The 24,017-nt window shown below is 73.2% G+C and carries 13 protein-coding genes and 2 pseudogenes; 8 read left to right on the top strand and 7 right to left on the bottom strand.

Annotation, left to right across the window (positions count from 1 at the left end; all coding sequences use genetic code 11):
* The 3 genes from ABD832_RS38525 to ABD832_RS38515 form a co-directional block, all read right to left on the bottom strand.
* A complete protein-coding gene (locus ABD832_RS38525) occupies window positions 1-1,653 on the bottom strand; it encodes a (2,3-dihydroxybenzoyl)adenylate synthase (RefSeq protein WP_344906552.1) in 1,653 nt (550 codons plus the stop codon).
* Window positions 1,650-7,109 (bottom strand): type I polyketide synthase, encoded by a 5,460-nt coding sequence (locus ABD832_RS38520; RefSeq protein ID WP_344906549.1) that lies wholly within the window; start codon window positions 7,107-7,109, stop codon window positions 1,650-1,652. Before ABD832_RS38520 ends, ABD832_RS38525 begins: the two co-directional genes overlap by 4 nt.
* A gap of 73 nt (window positions 7,110-7,182) precedes the next feature.
* Window positions 7,183-8,229, bottom strand: coding sequence for a methyltransferase (locus ABD832_RS38515; RefSeq protein ID WP_344906545.1), 1,047 nt, complete (start codon window positions 8,227-8,229; stop codon window positions 7,183-7,185).
* A 230-nt stretch (window positions 8,230-8,459) separates the two neighbouring features.
* Between ABD832_RS38515 and ABD832_RS38510 the strand changes: the two genes are divergently transcribed.
* Window positions 8,460-9,680, top strand: a complete 1,221-nt coding sequence (locus ABD832_RS38510; RefSeq protein ID WP_344906542.1) for a methyltransferase domain-containing protein — start codon at window positions 8,460-8,462, stop codon at window positions 9,678-9,680.
* 260 nt (window positions 9,681-9,940) lie between these two features.
* Here the strand turns inward: ABD832_RS38510 and ABD832_RS38505 are convergent.
* Window positions 9,941-10,510: pseudogene (locus ABD832_RS38505) on the bottom strand (DegT/DnrJ/EryC1/StrS family aminotransferase); the annotation flags it as partial.
* Between the two features lie 73 nt (window positions 10,511-10,583).
* A pseudogene (locus ABD832_RS42470) lies at window positions 10,584-11,090 on the bottom strand (aminotransferase class I/II-fold pyridoxal phosphate-dependent enzyme); the annotation flags it as partial.
* A 408-nt stretch (window positions 11,091-11,498) separates the two neighbouring features.
* On the opposite strand from ABD832_RS42470, the gene ABD832_RS38490 reads away from it, so the two are divergent.
* Complete coding sequence (locus ABD832_RS38490; protein WP_344906533.1) at window positions 11,499-12,875, top strand: nucleotide sugar dehydrogenase; 1,377 nt, start codon at window positions 11,499-11,501, stop codon at window positions 12,873-12,875.
* Window positions 12,872-13,855: an NAD-dependent epimerase/dehydratase family protein gene (locus ABD832_RS38485; protein WP_344906530.1), complete on the top strand. Its 984-nt coding sequence runs from the start codon at window positions 12,872-12,874 to the stop codon at window positions 13,853-13,855. The genes ABD832_RS38490 and ABD832_RS38485 overlap by 4 nt, the downstream gene beginning before the upstream one ends.
* Window positions 13,856-14,033: 178 nt before the next feature.
* On the opposite strand, the gene cmdF is transcribed toward ABD832_RS38485, so the two are convergent.
* On the bottom strand, window positions 14,034-15,635 hold the full coding sequence (gene cmdF / locus ABD832_RS38480; protein ID WP_344906594.1) for a tyrosine 2,3-aminomutase: 1,602 nt from the start codon (window positions 15,633-15,635) through the stop codon (window positions 14,034-14,036).
* Window positions 15,636-15,941: 306 nt separating this feature from the next.
* Here cmdF and ABD832_RS38475 point away from each other — a divergent pair, with 306 nt between their 5' ends.
* The 5 genes from ABD832_RS38475 to ABD832_RS38455 all read left to right on the top strand — a co-directional run bounded on the left by ABD832_RS38475 (window position 15,942) and on the right by ABD832_RS38455 (window position 23,093).
* On the top strand, window positions 15,942-17,423 hold the full coding sequence (locus ABD832_RS38475) for an FAD-dependent oxidoreductase (RefSeq protein WP_344906527.1): 1,482 nt from the start codon (window positions 15,942-15,944) through the stop codon (window positions 17,421-17,423).
* 28 nt (window positions 17,424-17,451) lie between these two features.
* Window positions 17,452-18,789 carry a cation:proton antiporter gene (locus ABD832_RS38470; protein ID WP_344906524.1) on the top strand — a complete coding sequence of 446 codons (1,338 nt, stop codon included), beginning with the start codon at window positions 17,452-17,454 and terminating at the stop codon, window positions 18,787-18,789.
* 192 nt (window positions 18,790-18,981) lie between these two features.
* Window positions 18,982-20,340: a condensation domain-containing protein gene (locus ABD832_RS38465; RefSeq protein WP_344906521.1), complete on the top strand. Its 1,359-nt coding sequence runs from the start codon at window positions 18,982-18,984 to the stop codon at window positions 20,338-20,340.
* A 69-nt stretch (window positions 20,341-20,409) separates the two neighbouring features.
* Window positions 20,410-22,005, top strand: coding sequence for a 4-hydroxyphenylacetate 3-hydroxylase family protein (locus ABD832_RS38460; protein WP_344906518.1), 1,596 nt, complete (start codon window positions 20,410-20,412; stop codon window positions 22,003-22,005).
* A gap of 62 nt (window positions 22,006-22,067) precedes the next feature.
* Window positions 22,068-23,093 (top strand): phytanoyl-CoA dioxygenase family protein, encoded by a 1,026-nt coding sequence (locus ABD832_RS38455; RefSeq protein ID WP_344906515.1) that lies wholly within the window; start codon window positions 22,068-22,070, stop codon window positions 23,091-23,093.
* A 70-nt stretch (window positions 23,094-23,163) separates the two neighbouring features.
* Here ABD832_RS38455 and ABD832_RS38450 read toward each other — a convergent pair whose 3' ends face one another.
* Window positions 23,164-23,991 (bottom strand): FkbM family methyltransferase, encoded by an 828-nt coding sequence (locus ABD832_RS38450; RefSeq protein WP_344906512.1) that lies wholly within the window; start codon window positions 23,989-23,991, stop codon window positions 23,164-23,166.
* Between the last annotated feature and the right edge of the window lie 26 nt (window positions 23,992-24,017).

Below are 24,017 nucleotides of genomic sequence, written 5' to 3'. Positions count from 1 at the left end.
TCACCTCCCGCGTACCGCGAGCAGGCCGAGCAGGTCGAGCAGCCGCTTCTTGTCGGGCTTGCCGATCGGGGTGTGCGGCAGCTCGTCCAGCACCTCCAGCCTTTCGGGGATCTTGAACGCGGCCACGCCCCGGGCCGTCAGTGAGCCCGCCACGTCGTCGAGCGTCAGCGTGTGGCCGGGACGGACGCGGACGAACAGGCACACCCGCTCGCCGACCTCCGGGTCGGGCATCGCGACCGCGGCGGCCTCGGCCACCTCGGGCATCTCCTGGACCAGGGTCTCGATCTCACCGGCGGAGACCTTCTCGCCCGCCCGGTTGATCAGGTCCTTGACCCGGCCGCAGACCACCACGTGACCCTCGGGCGTGATCCGCACCAGGTCACCGGTGCGGTACCAGCCGTCCGGGGTGAACGAGACGGCGTTCTGCGCGGGCACCCCGAAGTAGCCGCGCGGGGTGTACGGGCCGCGGGTGAGCAGCTCGCCCGGCTCGCCGGGCGGCACCGGACGCCCGTCCGGCCCGACCACCAGCAGCTCGTCGTACGGGCTGACCGGCGAGCCCTGGGTGGTGTGGGCCACCTCGTCGGGCGCGTCGGCCGGGGTGTAGCAGATGAGGCCCTCGGCCATGCCGTACACCTGCTGCAACCGGCAGCCCAGCGCCGGGCCGATCCGCGCGGCGACCTCCGGCGAGAGCACCGACCCGCCGACGTGGACGTGACGCAGGCTGGACAGGTCGTGACCGCCGTCCCCGGCCGCCTCCACCCACTTGAGCACCACGGCCGGGACCGCGGAGGTGGCGGTGACGCGCTCGGCCTCGACGGCCGCGAACACCGCCTCCGGGCGGGGGGACGGCAGCAGGACGACGCGGCCCCCGGCGTGCAGGGCACCCAGGACACCGGGGCTGGCCAGCGCGAAGTTGTGGGCGGCCGGGAGCACCGCCAGGTACACGGTGCTCGCGTCGAACCCGCACACCTCGGCGCAGCGCCGGAAGTTGTACTCGTAGTCGTTGTGCGTGCGGCCGATCACCTTGGGCACGCCCGTGGTGCCCCCCGACAGCAGGAACACCGCGACGTCACCGGGGTCGGGCGCCCGCTCGTCCAGCCACCGGCGCCGGCGCTCGACGTCGCCGTCCGGCCGCATCAGGGCGCGCACGTCCACGCCACCCGGCCGTACCTTCTCGCCGACGACCAGCACCCGCGCCGGTCCGGGCAGCGTGTCCGCCACCCGGTGGGCCAGCTCCTGGTGGTCGTAGCCGCGCCAGTCGTCCGGCACGACCAGGGCCTTGGCCCCGACGTGCGCGCCGATGGAGGCCAGCTCGTGCTCGCGGTGCGCCGGGAGCATCATCACCGGCACCACGCCCAGCCGCAGGCAGGCCAGGGTGACCACGACGAACTCCCACCGGTTGGGGAGCTGCAGCAGGACCGTGTCACCGGCGGCGAACCCGAGCCCGGCGAGCCTCTCGGCCAGGGCGTCGGAACGCAGCGCCAGGTCCCGGTAGGTCAGGCGGTGCTCACCGTCGACCACCGCGACCCTCTCGCCCCGCGCCCGCGCCCACTCCCACGGCAGGGAGCCCAGCGGGCGGTCGCGCCAGCATCCGGCCTCGCGGTAGGCGCGGGCCAGGTCGTCGGGCCAGGGTACGGCACCCTCGGGCCTCATCGTGTGCTCCTCTCACTGATCGGTGCGCTCCCGTCGACCCGTTCGGCCAGCAGGGAGGCGATCGCGTCGATGGTGGGCCGGTCCCAGAACAGCGTCGCGGGCAGCGGGATGCGGAAGCGCCGCTCCAGCCCCCGGCGGATCCGGGCCGTCATGACCGACTCCAGGCCCATCTCCACCAGGGGGCGGCGCGGGTCCAGCTCGGCCGCGGCGAGCTTGGTCTCCGCGGCCACCTGAAGGCGGATCTCCTCGACGAGGACCTCGTGCAGCTCGGTCCCCTTCAGTCCGGCCCAGCGCGGGGCCTCGGCGTCGGCCTCGGGTTCCTCGCCGGGCGTCTCCGGTGACAGCTCCGCCAGCACCGGCGGCCTGCGCCCGCCACCGTCCACCGGGACGGTCCGCAGCACGGCCGCGTAGCCCAGGCCGTACCGCTCGGCCAGCTCCCAGGCGTCGAACGCCTCGGCGGCGGTGATGTCGCCCGTGCCGCACGCAGCCAGCTCGGCGTCGGTCACCTCCGAGGAGGTGGACATGCCCAGCCCGCGCCAGGACGTCCAGCCGAAGCTGGTCGTCGCGGCGTCCCCTGCGGCCCGGCGGCGGGCGGCGAGCGCGTCCAGGAACGCGTTGCCCGCCGCGTAGGCGCCCTGGCCGGGCAGGCCGAGCAGCTGCCCGCAGGAGGAGAACAGCACGAAGAAGTCCACGCTCCCCGGGGGGAACAGGGCGTCCAGCACCAGCGCGCCGTCCACCTTGGGCCTCAGCACCGCGCGGATCGACGCCTCGTCGAGCGCCCGGACCACGCGGTCGTCGACGACGCCCGCGGCGTGCACGACCCCACGGATCGGCGGCAGCCCGAGCGCGGCGGGGGAGAGCGCCTCGGCCGCGGCCCGCGCGTCGGACACGTCCAGCGCGACCGTGACCACGGTGACGCCGCGCCGCTCCAGGGCACGGACCGCCGCGATCCTCGCCCGGAGGCCGGGATCGGCCGGGTCGTCCCAGCGGTCGCGGGGCGGCAGGGCCGTACGGCCGGCGAGCACGATGCGGCGCGCGCCCCGGTCCGACAGCCACCGCGCGACCTCCAGCCCGAGGGCGCCCAGGCCACCGGTGACCAGGTAGGTGCCGTCCGGCCGGCAGGCCGCAGTGGTCCCGCCGGGCCCGCCGAGTCCACCGGGTGCACCGGGCCCGCCACGCTCACCGCGTTCACCGGGTCCGCCAGGTCCGCCGGGTACGCCGGGTTCGCCGTCCGGCAGGCGCAGCCGGGGCACCCAGAGCCCGCTGTCGCGCACCGCGACGACGTCCTCGCCGCGGACGCCGCGCAGGACCTCCGCCAGGGCGTCCGTATCGCGCGGGGAGCGGCCGAGGTCGACGACCCCGCCCCACAGGTCGGGGTGCTCGCCGCCGACGACCCGTCCCAGGCCCCACAGCGCGCTCTGCGCGAGCGCGCCGGGGTCACGGCCCTCGCGCACGCCCTCGGTCACGCACCACAGCCGGGCGGGACGGGCGCTCCCGGTGCCGGCCAGCCGCCGCGCGGTCCGGGCCAGCAGCCAGGCGGCGCGGGCCGCCGCGTCGCCCACCTCGCCCGCCCCCCGCGGGGCGGCGTCCGGCGGGACCACGACGACGGCGCGGGGACCGGTCAGCTCGCTCTCGCGCAGCTCCTCCGGCGCGGCGGCGACGCGGTACGGGACCCCCGAGCCGCCGAGGCGGGCGGCCAGCCGGTCGCGCAGGGCGCCGTCCGGGCCCACCAGGATCACCTCCGCGAGCTCCCCGGCGGCTCCGGTGGTCGCGGTGTCCCCGGTGGCCGCGGGACCGATGCGCTCCACCGGCCGCCAGACGAGCTCGTGGACCAGCCTGCGGGGGCCGGTGACGGTCCGGGCGTCACCGTCGGGCAGGCCGTAGCGCAGGCCGGTGAGCCGGCCCGTCACGGTGCCGCCGAGGTCGGTGATCTCCACGTCGACGGTGTCGTCACCGGTCACGCGGACGACGACCCGCGCCCGCGCCGGCGGCCGATCCGCCAGGGTGACGCGCCGGATACGCGCGGGCATGCGCAGGACCGGCGGCCCGGAGAACGTCACCGAGGCGGCCGACAGCACGGCGTCCAGCAGCGGCGCCCACGTGGCGGGCGGCGTACCGGAACCGGTGCCGGTGTCGGTGTCGGTGTCGGTGCGGACCGTGAACACCAGGCCGTCGTCGCCGCGCCGGAGTCCTTCGACCGCCCAGGGGAAGCCCATCTCGGCCACCTCCAGTGAGGCGAGCCGGTCGATCACGTGACCGGGCGGCAGTTCCTCATCGGCCGTCACGTCCAGGACGGGACCGGCCGGGAGGGCGGAGCGGGGTTCCACGACCGCGGTGGTGTGCGTCACCCAGCCGGCGTCGTCGTCGGCGCCGTCCACGATCCGGGAGGAGAGCCGGACGACACCGTCCTGCAGGACGACCTGGAGGTCGCGCGGGTCGGTGAGGCTGACCGGCACCCGCAGGGCCACGTCGGCCAGATCCGCCCGGGACCCCGCGGACGAGGCGGCGGCCAGGAACGTGTTCAGCAGCACGGCCGCGGGGACGATCTCCACCCCGCGCACCGGATGCCGCCCGGGGTAGGGGCGGGACTCGCGGTCCAGGCGGGTCAGCCACGCCCACGCCGGGGTCGTGCCGTTCAGGCGGTTCCTGCCACCGAGCAGCGTGTGGCTCGACGGGTCGTGCCGCCCGAGCGTCTCGGCGCGGCCGGCCGGCTCCTCCGCCCAGTGGGGCCTGCGCTGCCACGCCGGTCCCGGCAGGTCGGTGAGCGCGCCGTCCGGCCAGGCACGCGACCAGTCGACGTCCGCGCCGTGGCAGTACAGCAGGCCCAGGTTGGTCAGCAGGGTCTCCGGCTCGGGCCTGCCGCGGCGCAGGGAGTGGGTCACGTAGGCGTCGTCGACGCCCAGCTCGTCGAGCGTCTCGCCGATCGAGTGCTCCACGACCGGGTGCGGGGAGACCTCGACGAACAGGCGGTACCCGTCCTCGACGGCGGCCGTCACCGCCCGGGCGAACCGTACCTGCCCGCGCAGGTTGGCCGCCCAGTAGGCGCCGTCGCGGGGCGCGGCCGAGCGGGGGTCCTCCAGCGCCGTGCTGTACAGGCGGACCGACGGCGGGCCGGGCGGCAGGTCCGCGGCGGCCTCGGCCAGCGGGGTGAGCAGCGGATCCATGTGCGGGCTGTGGAAGGCCACGTCGGAGTCGACGCGGCGTACGACCAGCCCCTCGGCGCCCCACCGGCCGGCGAGCTCCTCGACGGTCCCGATGTCACCGGAGACCACCGCCGAGCCCGTCGAGGCGGCCACGGCCACGGCCAGGTCGCGCCGGTCGCCGATGCGCGCCTCGGCCTTCTCGGGCGGCAGGTTCACCAGGGCCATGGCGCCGCGGCCCGCCACCCGGCGCAGCAGCAGCGAGCGCCGGCACACCAGCCTCGCGCCCCGCTCCAGGGTGAGCACCCCGGCGGTGACGGCCGCCGCGATCTCGCCGACCGAGTGGCCGATCACCGCGTCCGGACGCACCCCGCGGGCCCGCCAGACCGCGCCGAGCGCCACCTGCATCGCGAAGATCATCGGCTGGACGACGTGGACCGGCTGCGGGGCGTCGTCGGCGATCACCGCGCGGGGCGACAGGCCCATCTCCTCGGCGAAGATCGGCTCCAGGCGGTCGATCACCCCGGCGAACACCGGATCCCCGGCCAGCAGCTCGCGGCCCATCCCGGTCCACTGGGAGCCGTGCCCGGAGAACACCCAGACCAGCCCGCGCCCGGCGCCCGGCAGCACGGTCCCGGTCGCCGGTCCCGTGCCCTGTCCGGCCAGCTCCCGCAGCCGCGCGACCAGCTGTCCCCGGTCGGCGGCGACCACGGCGGCCCGGTACGGCAGGTGCGTGCGCCGGCGCGCCAGGGTGTGCCCCACGTCGGCCGTGCCAGGCCTCACGCCGGTGGTGCCCGGCTTCGCGCCGGTCGTGCTCGCCTCCGCGTCGGTCGTGCTCGCCTCCGCGTCGGTCGTGCCTGCCTTCGCGTCGGTCGTGTTCGGCCCGTCCTCGCGGGAGAGCAGGTCGGCGAGCCGGCCCGCGTACTCGGCGACGGCCGCACGGCTCGCCCCGGACAGCGGGTACAGCGCCGGTCCGGCGTCCCGGCCCGTCTCCCGCCGGGGCGCGTCCCCCTCCTCCAGGACGACGTGCGCGAGCGTGCCGCCGTAGCCGTACCCGGAGACACCGGCGCGCCGCGGCCCCGCGGTGTCCGGCCAGGGGGTCGGCTCGGTCACCACCCGCAGCCCCGAGGTCTCCCACGGGACGGCAGGGTTGGGCGTGGTCACGTTCAGGCTCGGCGGGATCTCCCCGTGCCGGAGCGCCAGCGCCGTCTTGATCACACCGGCCACGCCGGCACCGGCCTCCAGGTGACCGACGTTCGGCTTCACCGACCCGATCAGGCAGGGACGCTCCCGGGGCCGGTCGCGGCCGACGACCTCGGCCAGCGCGCCGGCCTCCAGCGGGTCGCCGACCCGGGTGCCGGTGCCGTGCGCCTCCACGTAGTCCACCGTGGCCGGATCGACGCCGGCGGCCTCGTAGGCCCGGCGCATCAGGTGGGCCTGCGCCCGGCCGCTGGGCGCCATGATGCCGTTGGTACGGCCGTCCTGGTGCACGGCACTCCCGCGGATCACCGCGAGCACCCGGTCACCGTCGCGCCGGGCGTCGGCCAGCCGCTTCAGCACGACGACGCCCCCGCCCTCGCCACGGCCGTAGCCGTCCGCGGACGCGTCGAAGGACTTGCTGCGCCCGTCGGGCGCGGTGGCACCGGCCGCGTCCAGCACCAGCGAGAGCCCGGGGGCCGCCATCACCATCACCCCGCCGGCCAGCGCCACCGGGCACTCCCCGGCGCGCAGCGCCTGCGCGGCCAGGTGGACGGCGACCAGCGACGACGAGCAGGCCGTGTCCACCGCCATGCTCGGGCCGCGCAGGTCGAGCGTGTAGGAGACGCGGTTGGCGACCCCGCAGTAGGCGCCGCCGATGCCGGTCCACGCCTCGACGCGCGGCAGGTCCTCCAGCAGCCTGCGGCCGTAGTCGTCCGCACCGACCCCCATGAACACCCCGGCGTCGGTCCCGGCGAGGTCGCGCGGCGGGATGCCCGCGTGCTCCAGCGCCTCCCAGGCCAGCTCCAGCACGATCCGCTGCTGCGGATCCATGAGCGCGGCCTCGCGCGGGGTGATGTCGAAGAACTCGGCGTCGAACCCGCGCACGTCGTCGAGGAAGGAGCCGCGCCGCGTCACGTCCCGGACGGCTGCGGCGTACTCGTGACCCTGGGAGGCGTACCACTCCCAGCGGTCGGGGGGCACCTCCCCGGCGGTGTCGCGGCCCTCGCGCAACAGGTCCCAGAACGCCTCCGGTGAGTCGACGCCTCCGGCGAATCTGCAGGCCATCCCGATGATGGCGAGGGGTTCGGGGGATTCGGGGGGTTCGGGGGAGTTCATCGGCCCTCCTTCGTCCGTCATGGGCATCCCTGCCGGGCCTCCAGCGCAGCGTGCGGTCAGTGAAAGGGGGATCTCACCGGTGGCCGACGACGAGCGCGTGGCTGAAGCCCAGGTCCTGGTGGCGCTCCACCCGCGAGAAGCCGGCGGCGCGGACGGCACGCTCCATGTCGCCCGGTGAGTAGGCCATGCCCTCGCCCGAGGCGAGGGTGAGGAAGTACGGCGACACCAGCCCGGCCGTCATCGGCCCGGTGCCCTCGTCGTCGGAGGAGATGTTGTAGACCAGGCACACGCCCCCGTCGGGGAGCGCGTCGTGGCACCGGCGCAGCAACTCGGTGTTGCGCTCCAGCGACCAGATCTCGAAGATGTGGAACAGCAGGACCGCGTCGGCGCCCTCGGGCAGCGGGTCGGTCAGCAGGTCCCCGGCGCGGAAGCGGACCCGCTTGCGCAGGTCGGGGTCGTCGATCCGCTCGGAGGCGAGCCGGACCACGCTCTCCTGGTCGAACACCGTCACCGTGAGGTGCGGGTAGCGCCGCGCCAGCTCGATGGCGTTGGTGCCGTCGCCGCCGCCGACGTCGACGGCGTGCCGGATCCCGCTGAAGTCGTAGTGGTCCAGCAGCTGCGCGAACGACTTGCGCGACGCGTCGCCCATGTTGGCGTAGAAGACCTCCTGCAGGTCCGGGTGGGCGGTGAGCCGCTCGTACAGCGTCGTGCCGGGGCCGTCGAGGTGCCGCAGCCCCACGTTGGTGCCGCGCCGTACCGCCTCGGCCAGGTCCGGCATGCTCGCGTTGATGACGCGGGCCTGGACGTCGACGAGCGGGCCCAGGAAGCGCGCGCCGCCGCGCAGGAGCTTGCGGCTCACCACGGGGCTGTTGACGTACCTGCCGTCGCGCCGCTCCAGCAGCCGCAGGGAGGTCAGGCCCAGCAGCAGGACGCGGGCCGGTTGCTCGGCGACCCCCAGGGCCGACGCGGCCTCGGCCACGTCCATTCCGCCGGAGGACTCCAGGCGTTCGAAGAGGCCGAACTCCAGGGCGGTGCGGAGCAGCTCGAAGGCGGTCGTGCCGTGGATGATGAGCCGCAGGTAATCGGAGTCCGACAGGGTGACGTTACCGCTGGTGACCATCGATGTCCCCTACAGAAAAGCTGGCGTTCCCGATGTGACGACTACTCAGAATCATCGACACGCCATTCACGTCCGCATCTCCGTAAATGCGGTGAGGCCACCGGGAAAGCGGTCCCGGGGAAAGCGGCCCGGGAAAAGCGCCGCGTCCGGCCGGCGGACGACGGTCACGGGGCGGAAAACGGCACTGGTGAAGAAGCGGCCCGGGGACGGGCGCGTTTACGATCCGGCACATGTACAGAAGATGCCGTGTATGCGAAGGTGAACTGCGGGAGTTCGTCGACCTGGGACGGCAGCCGACGGCCAACGGTTTCCTGCGGCCGGAGGAGACCGACGGGGAGTACTTCTTCCGTCTGGCGGCCGGGATCTGCACGGACTGCGCGATGGCGCAGCTCCTCGACGAGGTCCCGCAGGAACGCAGGTACCACGGCGGATACCGCTACCACGCGTCCGGATCCGCCGGTCACCGCAAGCACTTCGAGGAGAACGCGCTCCGCCTCCTCGAGACCGAGCTCACCGGTCCCGACCCGTTCATCGTCGAGATCGGCTGCAACGACGGGGTGATGCTGTCGACGATCGCCAGGGCCGGGGTACGGCACCTGGGCGTCGAGCCCTCCACCAACGTGGCCGAACTGGCCCGCGCCAGGGGTGTCGACGTGCTGACCGAGTTCTTCGACGAGCGGACGGCGGCCGGCATCCGCTCCCGCCACGGCGCCGCGGACGTCGTCTTCGGCGCCAACACCATCTGCCACATCGCGCACGTCGCCTCGCTGCTGCGCGGGGTCGACGCGCTGCTCGCGCCGGGCGGCGTCTTCGTGTTCGAGGAGCCCTACCTGGGCACGATCACGGAGCGGACCGCGTTCGACCAGATCTACGACGAGCACGTCTTCTACTTCAGCGTGACCTCGGTACGGGCGATGGCCGAGCGCCACGGGTTCGAGCTGGTCGACGCCGAGCGCATCCCGCTGCACGGCGGCGAGATCCGCTACACGCTGGCACGGCCAGGCGCGCGGGTGCCCAGCCACGCGGTGCGGGAGCTGCTCGCCGAGGAGCGCGAGCGGGGCCTGTCGGACCTCGCGGCGCTCGGCCGCTTCCGGGACAGGGTGGAGCGCGTCCGGAAGGACCTGGTCACCCTGCTGCGCGACCTGCGCGCGCAGGGCAAGCGGGTGGTCGGCTACGGCGCCCCGGGCAAGAGCACCACGGTGACCAACTACTGCGGGATCGGCCCGGACCTGGTCCCGTTCGTGTGCGACTCCACCCCGTCCAAGCAGGGCCACCTCGTGCCCGGCTCGCACCTGCCGGTGCTGCCGCCGGAGGCGTTCTCCGACCCCTACCCCGACTACGCCCTGCTGTTCGCCTGGAACCACGCCGACGAGATCATGGCCAAGGAGCGGGCGTTCCGCCAGCGCGGGGGCCGGTGGATCCTGTACGTGCCGGAGGTCCGGATCGTCTGAGCCACCCCGCCGCCCGCGTCCCGTGACGGGCCCACCGAGGCCGCCCCGCGCCCGGACCGTCACGGGACGCGGCCGTCCCGGCCGTCCCGGCCGTCCCGGCGGTCACGGGACGCGGGGGCTCGGACGTCCCGGCCGTCACGGGGCATGGCGGCTCAGGAGTCCCGGCGGACATGGGAGACCGGACGCCGGATCGTCCCGGCGTCCGGTCATGCGATCACGCGGCCGTACGCCCCGGGGCCACGCGGCCCCGGGGGTGGTCCTCAGACCCCCGCCAGGCTCCGGCCCCGGCTGCGCCTCAGGAGGGCGGGCACGCACTCGCGTACCGCCTCGACGACCCGGTCCACGTCGGCGTCGGTCAGCCCCTGGTGCATGGGCAGCAGGAGCGTCCTGGCCGCGGCCTCGTCCGCGCCCGGCAGCACGGCGTCGGAGCCGTAGGCCGCCACCCGGTGCAGCGGCGGGTAGCGGAAGGTCGTGTAGATCCCGCGCTCGTACAGGTCGCGCGCGAGCCGGTCCCTGATGCCGCCCTCGACCTGGATCCAGTACATGTAGTGGGACGACTCGTGGCCGGCCGGCAGCGGCGGCGGGCAGAGCAGCCCCTCGACGCCGGCGAGCCCCCGGTCGTACCGCTCGGCGATCCGGCGCCTGCGGGCCACGAAGTCCGGCAGGCGGCCGAGCTGCACCAGGCCCACGGCGGAGAGCACGTCGTTGGTCACCGAGCGCCTGGAGAACGACGACAGCTCGAACTCCCACCACCGGGTGTGCTCGCGCATCGCCTGGTCGTACCCGCTGGTCTGCTCCATCCCCAGGTAGGCCAGCTTGGGGGCGCGCGCCGCGAGCCCGGGGGTCGCGGACGTACAGCATGCCGCCGTCCACGGTGACCATGATCTTGCCGTGGTCGAAGCTCCAGACCCCCATGTCGCCGAACGTCCCGCAGGCGCGGCCGTCGACGCGCGAGGCGACCCCGATCGCCGCGTCCTCGATCAGCAGGACGCCGCGCTCCCGGCACAGCCGCGCGATCTCCACGATGTCGCCGGGGTGACCGCCGTAGTGCAGGACGACGACGGCCCTGGTCCGCGGCGTCAGCGCGGCCTCGATGTGGGCGGCGGTGGGGTTCAGCGTCCTCGGGTCGACGTCGCAGAAGACCGGCCTGGCCCCGCGCGAGGCCACGGCGTTGCCCGCGCCGACGAAGCTGATCGTCGGCATGACCACCTCCGAGCCCGGTCCGGCACCGGCCAGCTCCATCGCGATGAACGTCGCCTCGGTGCACGAGTTGGTGGAGGTCACGTGCCGCGGGCCGACGCCGAGGTGACGGGCGAACCCCTCCTCGAACGCCTTCGTCCGCGCGCCCCGGCCGATCCAGTTGCTCTCGAAGACCTCCCGTACGGCGGCCAGTTCCCTTTCCCCGAGCATGGGCTGGAAGACATTGATCATTTCTTTCATCGGTACCCCGTTCGCATGACGGTGGTTTTCCTCCGACGTCCATAGTGATGGCGGGGAACGGCGCCGACAATGAACGGGCCCGATACGGCAATTTCCGATAAACGTCCCCGCGTGGACGCGCCGGCGCGAAACTCCAGGGCGGCCCGGGAATCCCGCGGCAACGGGCGGAGAACGCGACGAAAGGCGCGGGAATTCGGGGGACCGCCGCAACCGGGAAGGTGCGCGACGATTCCGCGCCGACCAGCATTGGGGGAACGCCGTGCCCGGGGCGGGGAAAGCCCGCCACCGGGGAGGGCGGGACCGCGTGCCGGATCGCCCCGTGCCCCGGCCGCGGCCGCCGACCGGCATGCCGTTGACGAGGAGACCGAGAGGTGGTTCATGGCCGTGCCAGTGGTGGACCTCCCGGAGCTGCCGGGGGTGGACGCACGCGAGAACCCGACCGTCGCCGTGGTCGGCCTGGGGTACGTCGGATCGTGCCTTGCGGCGGCGCTGGCCGACCGCGGGCTGGACGTCGTCGGGGTCGACACCGATCCGGTGCTGGTCGGTGAGCTGAGGAGCGGTCACTGCCGCTTCCAGGAGCACGAGTTGGAGGAGGTCCTGTCGCGCGTCACGACGGCCGGCAGGCTGCGCGTCACCGGCGAGCATCCGGCCGTCTCCGCGGCCGACGTCGTGGTGGTGGCGGTCGGCACGCCGATCCGGGACGACGGGTCGATGGCCGACGGCCAGCTCCGCGCCGCCTGCCTGGCACTGGGCGAGCACCTGCGGCCCGGCCAGCTGGTGCTGCTCAAGAGCACCCTGGCCGCGGGCACCACCCGCGAGCTCGTGGTCCCGCTGCTGGAGCGCGGCGGGCTGACCGCGGGCAGGGACTTCATGCTCGCCTGCACCCCCGAGCGGCTCGCCGAGGGCACCGCCCTGGAGGAGCTGCGCACGCTGCCGATCGTGGTCGGCGGCATCGACGCCCGCAGCACGCGGGCCGCCGCGGAGTTCTGGCGGCGGGCCCTGGGGGTCCGGGTGATCGAGCACGAGTCACCGGAGGCGGCCGAGATCACCAAGCTGGCCAGCAACTGGTGGATCGACCTGAACATCGCCCTCGCCAACGAGCTGGCCATGTTCTGCTCGCTGTACGACGTGGACGTCCTCGACGTGATCGAGGCGGCCAACTCCCTGCCCAAGGGGTCCGGCAACGTCAACATCCTGCTGCCCAGCGCCGGGGTGGGCGGGTCGTGCCTGACCAAGGACCCGTGGATGGTGTGGCGGTCGGCCCGCAGCCGGGGCGTGGAACTCCGGACGCCACAGGCCGGCCGCGAGGTCAACGAGGCCATGCCCGCCCACACGGCGCAGCTCGTCGTCGACGAGCTGGTCGCGCGCGGCAAGGACCCGGCCAGGTCGAAGGTCGCCGTCCTGGGCCTGGCCTTCAAGAACAACACCGGCGACCTGCGGGCCACCCCGGCGCGCGGCGTCATCGAGGCGCTGGCCAAGGCCGGGGCGGAGGTCCGCGCCCACGACCCGCTGGTCGACCCCGACCAGGCCGAGGAACTGCTGGGCGTCCGGCCGGCCGAGAGCCTGCACGAGGCCGTCCGGGACGCCGACTGTGTGGCGATCCTGGCCCTGCACCGGTGCTTCGAGGATCTCGACGTCGCCACGCTGCCCGTCGCCGACTCCTGCCTGGTCCTGGACGGGCGGGCCTACTACCCCAAGGAGACGATCGCCCGTCTGCGCGCACTGGGTCACGCCTACCGGGGGATCGGGCGATGAGCGCCGTCCGCGCCGTCGTCACGGGCGGTTCCGGTTTCGTCGGCGGCCACCTGACCGACCGCCTGCTCGCCAGGGGCGACGAGGTCACCGTCTTCGACGGCGCGCCACCGCCCGGCCGGCCGGGCGGGGAGCACGCCCGCCACGTCGAGGGCGACGTCCGCGACCTCGACCGCCTGGCCGAGGCGATCACCCGCGGCGTGGACGTGGTCTACCACCTGGCCGCGGTGGTGGGGGTGGACCGCTACCTGTCCCGGCCGCTGGACGTCATCGACGTCAACGTCACCGGCACCCGCAACGTGCTGGAACTGGCGGCCAGGGCCGGGGCCCGGGTCGTGGTGGCGAGCACCAGCGAGGTCTTCGGCAAGAACCCCTCGGTGCCCTGGCCCGAGGACGGCGACCGCGTCCTCGGGCCGACCACGGCCGACCGCTGGACCTACTCCTCCAGCAAGGCACTCGGCGAGCACCTCACGTTCGCCTTCGGGCGCCAGCACGGGCTGGAGGCCACGGTCGTCCGCTACTTCAACGTCTACGGGCCGCGCCAGCGCCCCGCCTACATCGTCAGCCGCAGCGTGCACCGGGCGCTCAACGGCCTGCCCCCGGTGGTGTACGACCGGGGCCGGCAGACCCGCTGCTTCACCTACGTGGCCGACGCGGTCGAGGGGACCCTGCTGGCCGGGTCCCGTCCCGAGGCGGTCGGGCGGGCCTTCAACCTCGGCAGCACCCGGGAGACCTCGGTGGCCGAGGTCGTCGCCCTCATCGCCGAGCTCACCGGCGCCGGCCCGGCCGTGCCGGTGGACACGGCCGAGAGGCTCGGCCCGGCCTACGAGGACCTGCCCCGCAGGGTGCCCGACACCGCGCGGGCACGCGCGCTGCTGGGCTGGGAGTGCACCACGCCGCTCCGGGACGGACTGCTGCGGACCATCGAGTGGGCCCGCGCCAACCCCTGGTGGCTCGGGATCCCCGACAGCGGCGCCGCCTGACGGCGGCCGGCGACGAGCGGGCCCCGCCTCCACGCGACGGAGGCGGGGCCCGCTGACGTTCGTGCCGTGCTGACGAACGGGGCGCGGGGAACGGCGAAGGCCGGTGCGGGAGGGCCTTTCCGCCCGTCCCGCACCGGCCTTCCGACGGTCTCGCGCGTCCCCGGCCTTCTCCGGCGGCTCAGCGAAGCTCGACGCCGCCGTGCCGCACGGCCTCCAGGAAGTGCCCCTGGGACAGGGCCGAGGCCACGGTCTCGATGTCGTCGCTCATGAACCGGTCACGGTCGAGCGTGGGCACCAGCGCGCGGACGGCGTCGTAGGCCGCCCGGCCGGCCGGGCTCAGCCCGTCGTGGCGTCCCGAGACGTCCACCGCCTGGGCCGCGGCCAGGAACTCCACCGCGAGGATCCGGTCGTTGTTGCCCAGGACCCGGCGCGCGTTGCGGGCGCCGATCAGGCCCATGCTGACGACGTCCTGGTTGTCGCCGTTGGACGGCACGCTCTGCGTGCTGGCCGGGCCGATCGTCCGGTTCTCGGCCACCAGCGCCGTGGCGGGGTACTGCGCCCCGGCGAACCCGCTGTTGAGTCCCGGGTCCCCGGAGACCAGGAACTCGGGCAGGCCGTAGCTGAGGTGCCGGTTCAGCAGCCGGTTGGTCTGGCGTTCGGAGAGCACGCCGAGCTGGGTCAGCGCGATCGTCACGAAGTCCATCGCGAAGGCGATCGGCTGGCCGTGGAAGTTGGCCCCGTGGAAGACCTCCTGGCCCGGGAAGAACAGGGGGTTGTCGTTGGCGGAGTTGAGCTCGATGCGGAGCTTGTCCCCGGCGTGGGCCAGGGTGTCCCGTACCGCGCCGAGGATCTGCGGCACCGCCCGCAGCGAGTAGGCCTTCTGCAGGTAGGTGTCGGTGCGCTGGACCTCCACCCCGTCCCGCCTGCCCTGCTGCACCTGCCGTCGCAGGTCGCGGTGGTCGACCGTCAGGCCGCTGCCGCCCATGAGCGTCCGCAGGTTGGCCGCGCTGTCGATCTGGCCGGGGTGCGGGCGGGCGATCTCGTGGCCCTCGGGCAGGAACGGGCTGGTCGAGCCGCGGAGGGTCTCGATGATCAGGGCCGAGACGATCTCGGCCTGCCTGACCTGGTCCAGGGCCCGGCAGACGACGAGCGAGCCCAGACCGGTCATCGCGGAGGTGCCGTTGATCAGCGCGAGGCCCTCCTTGAAGCGCAGCTCCAGCGGGACGATCCCGTGCTCGCGCAGGACCGTCGCGGTCTCGACCGGCCGGCCGTCCCGCAGGACGTATCCCTCGCCGATGACCGTGGAGGCGATGTGGGACAGCGGCGCCAGGTCGCCGCTGGCGCCGAGCGACCCGATCTCCGGGATGGCCGGGGTGATGCCCCGGTTGAGGTAGAGGGCCAGCCGCTCCAGCACCTGTGGCCGTACGGCGGAGTGGCCCTTGGCCAGGGCGTTGAGCCGGGCGGCCAGGATCGCCCTGGATTCCTCCTCGCCGAAGAGCGGGCCCACGCCGGCGCTGTGGCTGCGGACCAGGTTGGTCTGCAGCTCCACCTCCTTGGAGACGTCGACCAGCATGTAGATCATCTCGCCGTAGCCGGTGGTGACGCCGTAGATGGGGATGTTCTGGCGGGCGATGTCCTCGAACATCCGCCGGCTCTCCGCCGCCCTGGACAGGGCCTCGGGGGTGACGCTGCAGGACGCCCTGTCCACGGCCACCCGCCGGACGTCCCCGATGTCCAGGCTCTCACCGTCGAACCCGACCTCCACGCGGGTCTCTACCATGGTCACATTACTCACCTCTGACAATTCATGAGATCGCACGAATCACAGCGGAATGGAAATCACGACAGCGTTCACAGATTCTGTGCGAAAAGGGCCCTGGAGTCCAGCGCCGCGAGTGCGAACATTCCCCCGGAAGGGGTTCATGTTCCTGCCATATTCGCACGACGGCCGCCGCAACACGGAAGATGCGCGGCCCGGCGGCGACGGTGAGGATGCGGTGGACGGATTCGTCGGAACCGCCGCCGGGTCGTTTTCCGCGTGCGGTCGCCGCGGCCTGGGCAGGCCGCCCGTTAGAGAGGAGCACCGGTGAGTTCACCGCAGGAATACGACGTGGTGGTGGTCGGAGGTGGCCCGGCGGGATCCACCGTCTCCACTCTCGTGAGCAAGCACGGGCACCGGGTCCTCCTGCTGGAGAAGGAGAGCTTCCCCCGTTACCAGATCGGCGAGTCGCTGCTTCCCGCGACCGTTCACGGAATCGCCCACCTGCTCGGCGTCGACGACGAGATCCGGCGCGCGGGTTTCACCGTGAAACGCGGCGGGACGTTCAAGTGGGGCAGCAATCCGAAGCCGTGGACATTCGAGTTCGCCGTCTCCCGGAAAATGGCCGGGCCCACCTCGCACGCGTACCAGGTGGAGCGGATGAAATTCGACACCATCCTGCTCGAGAACGCGCGCAAGAACGGCGTGGACGTACGGGAGAACAGCCCCGTCACCGGCGTCGTCGAGGAGGACGGGCGCGTCCGCGGCGTGCGCTACCGCGACCTGGACGGCAGGACCGCCGAGGTCCGCGCCCGGTACGTCGTCGACGCCTCCGGCAACACCAGCCGCCTGTACGGCAGGGCGGGCTCGGAGCGGAAGTACTCGCCGTTCTTCCGGAACCTGGCACTGTTCACGTACTACGAGGGCGGCGGGCGGCTGCCCGAGCCGTACTCGGGCAACATCCTGAGCGTCGCCTTCGACCACGGCTGGTTCTGGTACATCCCCCTCAGCCCCACCCTGACCAGCGTCGGGGCGGTGGTGGGCCAGGAGTCGGCGCAGCTCGTGCAGGGAGACCCCGAGGCGGCGATGCAAAGGTTCATCGACGCCTGCCCCCTCATCCGCGAGAAGCTGGCCGGCGCCACCCGCGTCACCGAGGGACCCTACGGGCGCTTCCGCGTCCGCAAGGACTGGTCGTACTGCAACACCCGCTTCTGGGGCCCGGGAATGGTCCTGGTCGGTGACGCGGCCTGCTTCGTCGACCCGGTCTTCTCCTCCGGCGTGCACCTGGCCACCTACGGGGGGCTGCTGGCCGCCCGGTCCGTCAACTCCTGCCTGGCCGGCACGATCGACGAGGAGAGCGCCTTCGCCGAGTTCGAGCGCCGCTACCGCCGCGAGTACGGGCTCTTCCACGAGTTCCTCATCGGCTTCTACGACATGCACCGCTCCGAGGACTCCTACTTCTGGCAGGCGCGCAAGGTCTCCAACACCGCCCCCACGGACATCGAGGCGTTCGTCGAGCTGGTCGGCGGCGTGGCGTCGGACGAGATCGCCGACGGCGTCATGGCCCGCGCACGGATGGCCGCCACCTCCCGGGAACTGGCCAGGACGGTCGCCACGTTCGAGGAGCAGCCCGTGGAGTCCCTCGGCGCCGCGAGCGGACCGGTCCTGTCCAAGCTGCTGGAGCAGGGCGCGGCCCTGCAGGGACGGGCCCTGCTCGGCGAGCGGGCCGGCGAGGGCGGGCCGCTGGAGCCCGGTGGCCTGCGCGCCTCCGCCGACGGCCTGATGTGGGTCCGGCACGAGACGGCCTGACGCGGGCCGGTGAACGGAGCGATCGACCATGCCGTCAGCGGGCTCGTCCTTCCTGCTCTTCCTGGTCCAGGTGGGCGTATTGCTCTCCCTGGCCCTGCTGCTCGGGCGCCTCGCGGCCCGGCTGGGACTTCCCGTGCTGGTCGGCGAGCTGCTGGCCGGGGTGCTGCTGGGCCCGACGGTGCTGGGCCACGCCGCCCCGCAGCTCGCCGGACAGCTCTTCCCGGCCGGGCAGACCCAGCTCCTGGACGCCTTCGGCCAGATCGGGGTGCTGCTGCTGGTCGGCATCACCGGCGCCCAGCTCGACCCCGGACTGCTGCGCGAGCGCGGCGCGGTCGCGCTGCGGATCAGCCTCGCCGGGCTGCTGGTGCCGCTGGCACTGGGCGTGGCGACCGGGTACCTCCTGCCCGGTGAGGTCCTGGCCCCCGGCACCTCCCGGGACGTCTTCGCCGTGTTCATCGGCGTCACCATGTGCGTCACGGCACTGCCCGTGATCGCCAAGACGCTGAGCGACCTCGGCATCCTGCACCGCAGGATCAGCCAGTTCATCGTCACCGCCGCGCTCTTCGACGACGCGGTGGGGTGGCTGCTGCTGTCGTTCGTCTCGGCGATGGCGGCGGGCCGGGCCCACGCCGGCGGCGTGGCGGCGACCGTGGCGTACACGGTGGCCTTCGTCGCCGCCGCGGTCCTGCTCTGCCGCCCGCTCGCGCGCCGCGCGCTGCCCGCGGTGACCCGCGATGCGGGCTCGTCGATCGCGACCGCGGTCTCGATCGTGCTGTTCTCCGCCGCCGTCACCGGGGCGATGGGCATGGAGGCGCTGTTCGGCGCCTTCGTCGCCGGAGCGGCCGTGCTCACCCTGATGGACCCGGTACGGCTGGCGCCGCTGCGCACGATCGTCATGTCGGTCTTCGCCCCGGTCTTCCTGGCCGGCATCGGCCTGCGCCTGGACCTGACGGCGCTGACCCGGCCCGAGATCCTGCTCGTCGGCGTCCTGCTGCTCCTGGTGGCGACCGCGGGCAAGTTCGCCGGCGCCTACCTGGGGGGCGCGGACCGGCCGGATGGGCCACTGGGAGGCGCTGGCCCTGGGCGCGGGCATGAACTCCCGCGGCATGGTCGAGGTGATCATCGCCGCGACCGGCCTGGCGCTCGGGGTGCTGACCACGGCGATGTTCACCGTCATCGTCTTCATCGCGGTCGTCACCTCGCTGACCGCGCCGCCGCTGCTGCGCGCGGCGGTGCGGCGCCTCCCGCCCGACGAGGAGGAGCTCGCGCGCCGGGAGCGGCAGGCCGCGTGGCACGCCGCGGGATGACGTCCCGGGGCACCGCGCGAGGACGGCGCGGTCCCGGCGTCCCGGTGCCTGGACCGTGATCCGGGCGTCCCGGGGCTGCGCCTCCCGAGGGGAACGCGATTCCCGGAAAGCGAGGAACGCAATTCCCGAGAAGCATCGACGAGAACGGAAATCTACGCTGGACGTGCGCGTTCCCGCCCGTACCGGGCCGCCGGGGAAAGGCCCCGCGGATGCCCGTACCGCCGGGAAGTCACTAGGGAAAGGTATCGGCAATGACCACCGTCGCACCGGTTGAGCAGATTCCGCTGAGTTTTCACCAGGAGTTCCTGTGCGCGTTCGACACGGGCACCACGGAGGGCCCGTTCGGCCCCCGCTACCACGTGGTCGGGGCGTGGCGCCTGCGCGGCGAGCTCGACCTGACGGCGCTGGAGGCGGCCCTGGGCGACGTGGTGGCCAGGCACGAGGCGCTGCGGACCGTGATCGTCCGCGACGGCGAGCGGCCGTACCAGCGCGTCCTGGCCCCCTGCTCCCCGCGGCTGACCGTACGGGACCTGGGTGGGTGCCCCGCGGACGAGCGTGAGAGCCGCGCCGAGGAACTGCTCAACGAGGTGGAGTCGGGGACCAACGACGCCTGCGAGGTCCCGCTGCTGCGGGCCGTCGTGGGCCGCTTCGACGACACCGACGCGGTGCTCGTGCTCAACGCCCACCACACCGCCGCCGACGCCTGGTCGATCGACGTGATCCTGCGCGACCTGCTCGCCTGCCACGCCGCCCGCGCCGAGGGCACCGAACCGGACCTGCCCGACGTGCCGCAGTACCAGGAGTACGCCCGCCACGAGCGGGAGAACGCGGACTCCCCGGCCGCGGTCGCGGCACGCGCGTACTGGCGGGACACCCTGCGGGACGCGCGCATCACCGCGCTGCGCTCCGACCGCCCCCGCTCCGCCGGAGCGCCCAAGGCGACCTCCTGGCACCGCTTCGCCGTCGACACCGAGGTGGCCTCCGCGGCCGTGTCCCTGGCCGGTGAGCTGAAGAGCTCGCCGTTCATGGTCCTGTTCGCCGCCTACCAGGTGTTCCTGAGCCGGCTGACCGGCACCGACGACCTCGTGGTGCCGACGTTCACGCCCGGCCGCGGCAACGCGCGCTTCCACGAGACGGTCGGGTCGTTCATCAACTTCCTCCCGCTCAGGACGGACCTGTCGGGCTGCGGGACGTTCCGCGACGTGGTCCGCAGGACCCGCCAGGCCTGCCTGGGCGCCTACTCGCACGACGTCCCGTTCGTGCAGATCCTGGGCGAGGCCCCCACCCTGATGGCCCCGGTGGCCAGCGACGACCTCCAGGTCAGTGCCTTCCAGGCGATCAGCTCGCCGTACCTGGCGACCGACGAGCGGGCCGGGGGGCTGACCTACTCCAAGCTGTGGCGGCGGACCGTCTCCCAGGAGGTCGGCTCCGACGTCCCCGACGGCATCCTGTGGACCCTGCACATCGGGCCCTCCAACGACATGGTCGGGAGCCTGGGGTTCAACAGCAACCGCTTCGACGCCGACACGATGAGCCGGATGCTGGCCGATTTCCTGCGGGTGCTGCGCGCGGCGGTGACCGCACCGGACACCGACCCGAGGCGGCTCTGACCCGGTGCCCGCGCGGAACGCGGGCGCGCACGGCAGATGCGGCGACAGACGACGAGATCCGGAGACGCCATGGTCGACCACCCCACCGCCGGACCGGACGCTTCCCGGCCGGACGCCGGTCCCCGGCGAAGCACCCGTCCCCTGACCGGGGAGGAGTACATCGAGACCCTCCGGGACGGCCGTGAGATCTACATCTACGGGGAGCGCGTCAAGGACGTGCCGTCGCACCCCGCGTTCCACAACCCCGCGCGCATGGTCGCGCGGCTCTACGACGCGCTGCACGACCCGGCCCGGCGCGAGGTGCTCACCGCGCCGACCGACACCGGGAGCGACGGGTACACCCACCGGTTCTTCACCACCCCCCGCAGCGTCGACGACCTGGTCGCCGACCAGCGGGCCATCGCCGAGTGGGCCCGGATGACCTACGGCTGGATGGGACGCAGCCCCGACTTCAAGGCCTCCTTCCTCGGCACGCTCGGCGCCAACGCCGACTTCTACGCGCCCTTCGACGACAACGCGCGGCGCTGGTACCGGGAGTCGCAGGAGAAGGTGCTGTACTGGAACCACGCGTTCGTCCACCCGCCGGTGGACCGGGACCGGCCGCCGGACGAGGTCGCCGACGTCTTCGTGCACGTCGAGAAGGAGACCGACGCCGGCCTCGTGGTCAGCGGGGCCAAGGTGGTGGCCACCGGCTCGGCGCTGACGCACTACAACTTCATCGCGCACGCCGGCCTGCCGGTCAAGGACCGCAGGTTCGCGCTGGTCGCCACCGTCCCGATGTCCGCTCCCGGGATGAAGCTGGTCTGCCGCACCTCCTACACCGCGGCCTCGGCGGTCATGGGGACGCCCTTCGACTACCCGCTCTCCTCACGGATGGACGAGAACGACACCCTGCTCATCCTGGACAAGGTGCTCATCCCCTGGGAGAACGTGTTCGTCTACGGCCACCTGGGCAAGGTCCGGGCCTTCTCCGGCCAGTCGGGCTTCATGGAGAGGGCGGCCTTCCACGGCTGCACGCGGCTGGCGGTGAAGCTGGACTTCATCGCGGGCCTGCTCGTCAAGGCGCTGGAGATGAACGGCACCGCCGACTTCCGCGGCGTGCAGACCCGCCTGGGCGAGGTGCTGGCCTGGCGGAACCTGTTCTGGGGCCTGTCGGACGCGGCGGCGCGCAACCCGGTGCCGTGGAAGAACTCCGCGCTGCTGCCCAACCCGCAGTACGTGATGGCCTACCGCTGGTTCATGCAGCTCGGCTACACGCGGATCAAGGAGATCATCGAGCAGGACGTGGCCAGCGGGCTGATCTACGTCAACTCCAGCACCGCCGACTTCAAGAACCCCGAGATCCGCCCGTACCTGGACAAGTACCTGCGCGGCTCGCACGGCGCGGACGCCGTGGACCGGGTCAAGCTGATGAAACTCCTCTGGGACGCGGTGGGCTCGGAGTTCGGCGGCCGGCACGAGCTGTACGAGCGCAACTACTCCGGCAACCACGAGAACATCCGGCTGGAGCTCCTCTTCAGCCAGACCGCCGGCCGGCAGATCGACGACTACAAGGCCCTGGTCGACCGGTGCCTCGGCGAGTACGACCTGGAGGGCTGGACCGTGCCGGACCTGTCCTCCTTCGAGGAGCTGCGGCACTTCACCTCCGACGCGTTCAACGGCTGAGCGGCCCCTCCCGCCGGCCGGTACGAGAAGCGTCCTGACAAGCACGAAAGGGGTAACCGACGATGACAGCCCTCATCCGCGTGAAACCGGATGCCGCTCCCGAGGAGGTCGTCGAGGCGCTCGAGCGCGACGGCGTGGTGATCGTCGAAGGACTCGCCGACGAGGCGACGATGAAGGGCCTCTGGGCCGACCTCGGCCCGGACCTGGAGGCCTCCGACTACTGCGAGAGCGGCTACGACGGCCACCGGACCCGGCGGATCTCCTCGCTGTTCGCCCGAACGACCCACCTGACGCCGGTCGTCACCCACCCCCTCTACCTGGGACCGGCCCGGACGATCATGCAGCGGCCGGTGCCGATCTGGATCGGCCGCTCCCGCATCGAGATGACGCCGAACATCCACATCAGCGCCACCCAGGCGATCCAGATCGACCCCGGACAGGGCAAGCAGCCCCTGCACCGCGAGGACACGCTCTACCTGCGCCCGCACCCGGGCCCCACCATCCGGCTGCAGCTCATGCTCGCCATGACCGACTTCACCGCGGAGAACGGCGCCACACTGGTGATCCCGGGAAGCCACCACTGGGACGACGAGCGCGCCCCGCGGTACGCCGAGAGCATCCCCGCCGAGATGCCCGCGGGGTCGGCGCTCCTGTTCACCGGAGGGGTGTACCACTGCGGCGGCAGGAACGACAGCGACCGGCCGCGCGTCGGCCTGACCCTCTCGCTGGACGTGGCGAACCTGCGCCAGGAGGAGAACCAGTACATCGCGGTGCCCAGGGAGGCGGTGCTGGCCCACCCCGAGGAGGTCCGGCGCCTGCTCGGCTACGACCGCTGCCCGCCGGGAGTGGGCTGGTTCGAGCTCCAGGACCCGCACATGGTGCTGGAGCACGACGACATCGCCCAGGCACGCGCGGCCGCGGACCTGATGGGACTCAACGCCTCCCGCGAGAACGCCGTCCGCGACGACACCGTCCGCGAGAACGCCGTCCGCGAGAACACCCACGAGAGCGTCTCCCGCGAGGGTGTTCCCGGCGACGACGCCTCCCGTGAGGCGACCCGTGCACCCCGGGAGACGGTCGACGCGTGAGCCGACCTCCCGGCGACCGAAAAGCCCCTGGCCGATGGCCAGGGGCTTCTCGCATCCGCGTCCGTCCGCGTCATCCCGGGTTCGTCACACCGGACGACCGGGAGGCCCCGGACGACAGCGAGGCGGTCCTCCGCCCGGCGGTGGCGAACAGCATGTGCATGCCGGTGTCCGAGAGCCGGTCCTCCTGCTCGACGGCGACCCCGAAGCCGCGCTCGCGCAGCATCGACACGACCCGCGCCAGCCGGCCCCCGATGTCGTGCACCTCCAGCGCCAGATGGCCGATCCTGGCCCAGTCGGGCTCCTCGATGCCGGCCAGCACGTCCAGCTCGCCCTTCTCCACGTCGATCTTCAGCAGGTCCACCCGGTCCACCCCGTGCTCCCGGATCAGGGAGGAGAGGGTGACGGTCCGGCACTCCACGTGGGACAGCCGGTGCCGCGACCGGGCCAGCCTCTCGGCGGCCGGCGCGGGCACCCCGCCGCGCACCAGGAGCCGCCTGGCGAGCTCGGTCTCCTCCGGCTCGTCGGCGTAGAAACCCGACTCCGCAGGCGCCTGCGGGTAGTAGCCGAAGCGCCGGGTGCCGTTCCGGTCGGACACGGCCACCTCGTGCGCCACTCCCGAGGGGACGTGCCGGTCGAAGTTCTCGCGCAGCGCCGCGTAGGTGTCCGGCCCGGGCTCCGCGGCGACGACGAGCGCGTCCGGGTGACGCTGCTTGAAGAAGATCGACGCGAGACCGATGTTCGCGCCGATGTCGAAGATCACGTCAAGGCCGGTGGAAGGGAAGCCGTCCCTCAGGTACGACTCCTCGACGAATACCTCCCGATAGATCACAGCGGCTTCTCCGGGATCGACCTGCGTCACCTCCAGGCCGTTCGGCAGACGCCTGCGCACGAGTCCCATCTCTCCTCCTCACGGCGCGGCCGGGG

The organism is Streptosporangium longisporum, from assembly GCF_039534895.1.
GTDB classification, from domain to species: Bacteria; Actinomycetota; Actinomycetes; order Streptosporangiales; family Streptosporangiaceae; genus Streptosporangium; species Streptosporangium longisporum.
The sequence above is the reverse complement of the archived record's forward strand: the minus strand, read 5'-3'. Positions and strand labels throughout refer to the sequence as shown.

Bases quoted from the DNA above. Each gene is read 5' to 3' on its own strand.
- ABD832_RS38525 (WP_344906552.1), bottom strand. From the start codon at position 1,653: ATGAGGCCCGAGGGTGCCGTACCCTGGCCCGACGACCTGGCCCGCGCC.
- ABD832_RS38520 (WP_344906549.1), bottom strand. From the start codon at position 7,109: ATGAACTCCCCCGAACCCCCCGAATCCCCCGAACCCCTCGCCATCATC.
- ABD832_RS38515 (WP_344906545.1), bottom strand. From the start codon at position 8,229: ATGGTCACCAGCGGTAACGTCACCCTGTCGGACTCCGATTACCTGCGG.
- ABD832_RS38510 (WP_344906542.1), top strand. From the start codon at position 8,460: ATGTACAGAAGATGCCGTGTATGCGAAGGTGAACTGCGGGAGTTCGTC.
- ABD832_RS38490 (WP_344906533.1), top strand. From the start codon at position 11,499: ATGGCCGTGCCAGTGGTGGACCTCCCGGAGCTGCCGGGGGTGGACGCA.
- ABD832_RS38485 (WP_344906530.1), top strand. From the start codon at position 12,872: ATGAGCGCCGTCCGCGCCGTCGTCACGGGCGGTTCCGGTTTCGTCGGC.
- cmdF (WP_344906594.1), bottom strand. From the start codon at position 15,635: ATGGTAGAGACCCGCGTGGAGGTCGGGTTCGACGGTGAGAGCCTGGAC.
- ABD832_RS38470 (WP_344906524.1), top strand. From the start codon at position 17,452: ATGCCGTCAGCGGGCTCGTCCTTCCTGCTCTTCCTGGTCCAGGTGGGC.
- ABD832_RS38465 (WP_344906521.1), top strand. From the start codon at position 18,982: ATGACCACCGTCGCACCGGTTGAGCAGATTCCGCTGAGTTTTCACCAG.
- ABD832_RS38460 (WP_344906518.1), top strand. From the start codon at position 20,410: ATGGTCGACCACCCCACCGCCGGACCGGACGCTTCCCGGCCGGACGCC.
- ABD832_RS38455 (WP_344906515.1), top strand. From the start codon at position 22,068: ATGACAGCCCTCATCCGCGTGAAACCGGATGCCGCTCCCGAGGAGGTC.
- ABD832_RS38450 (WP_344906512.1), bottom strand. From the start codon at position 23,991: ATGGGACTCGTGCGCAGGCGTCTGCCGAACGGCCTGGAGGTGACGCAG.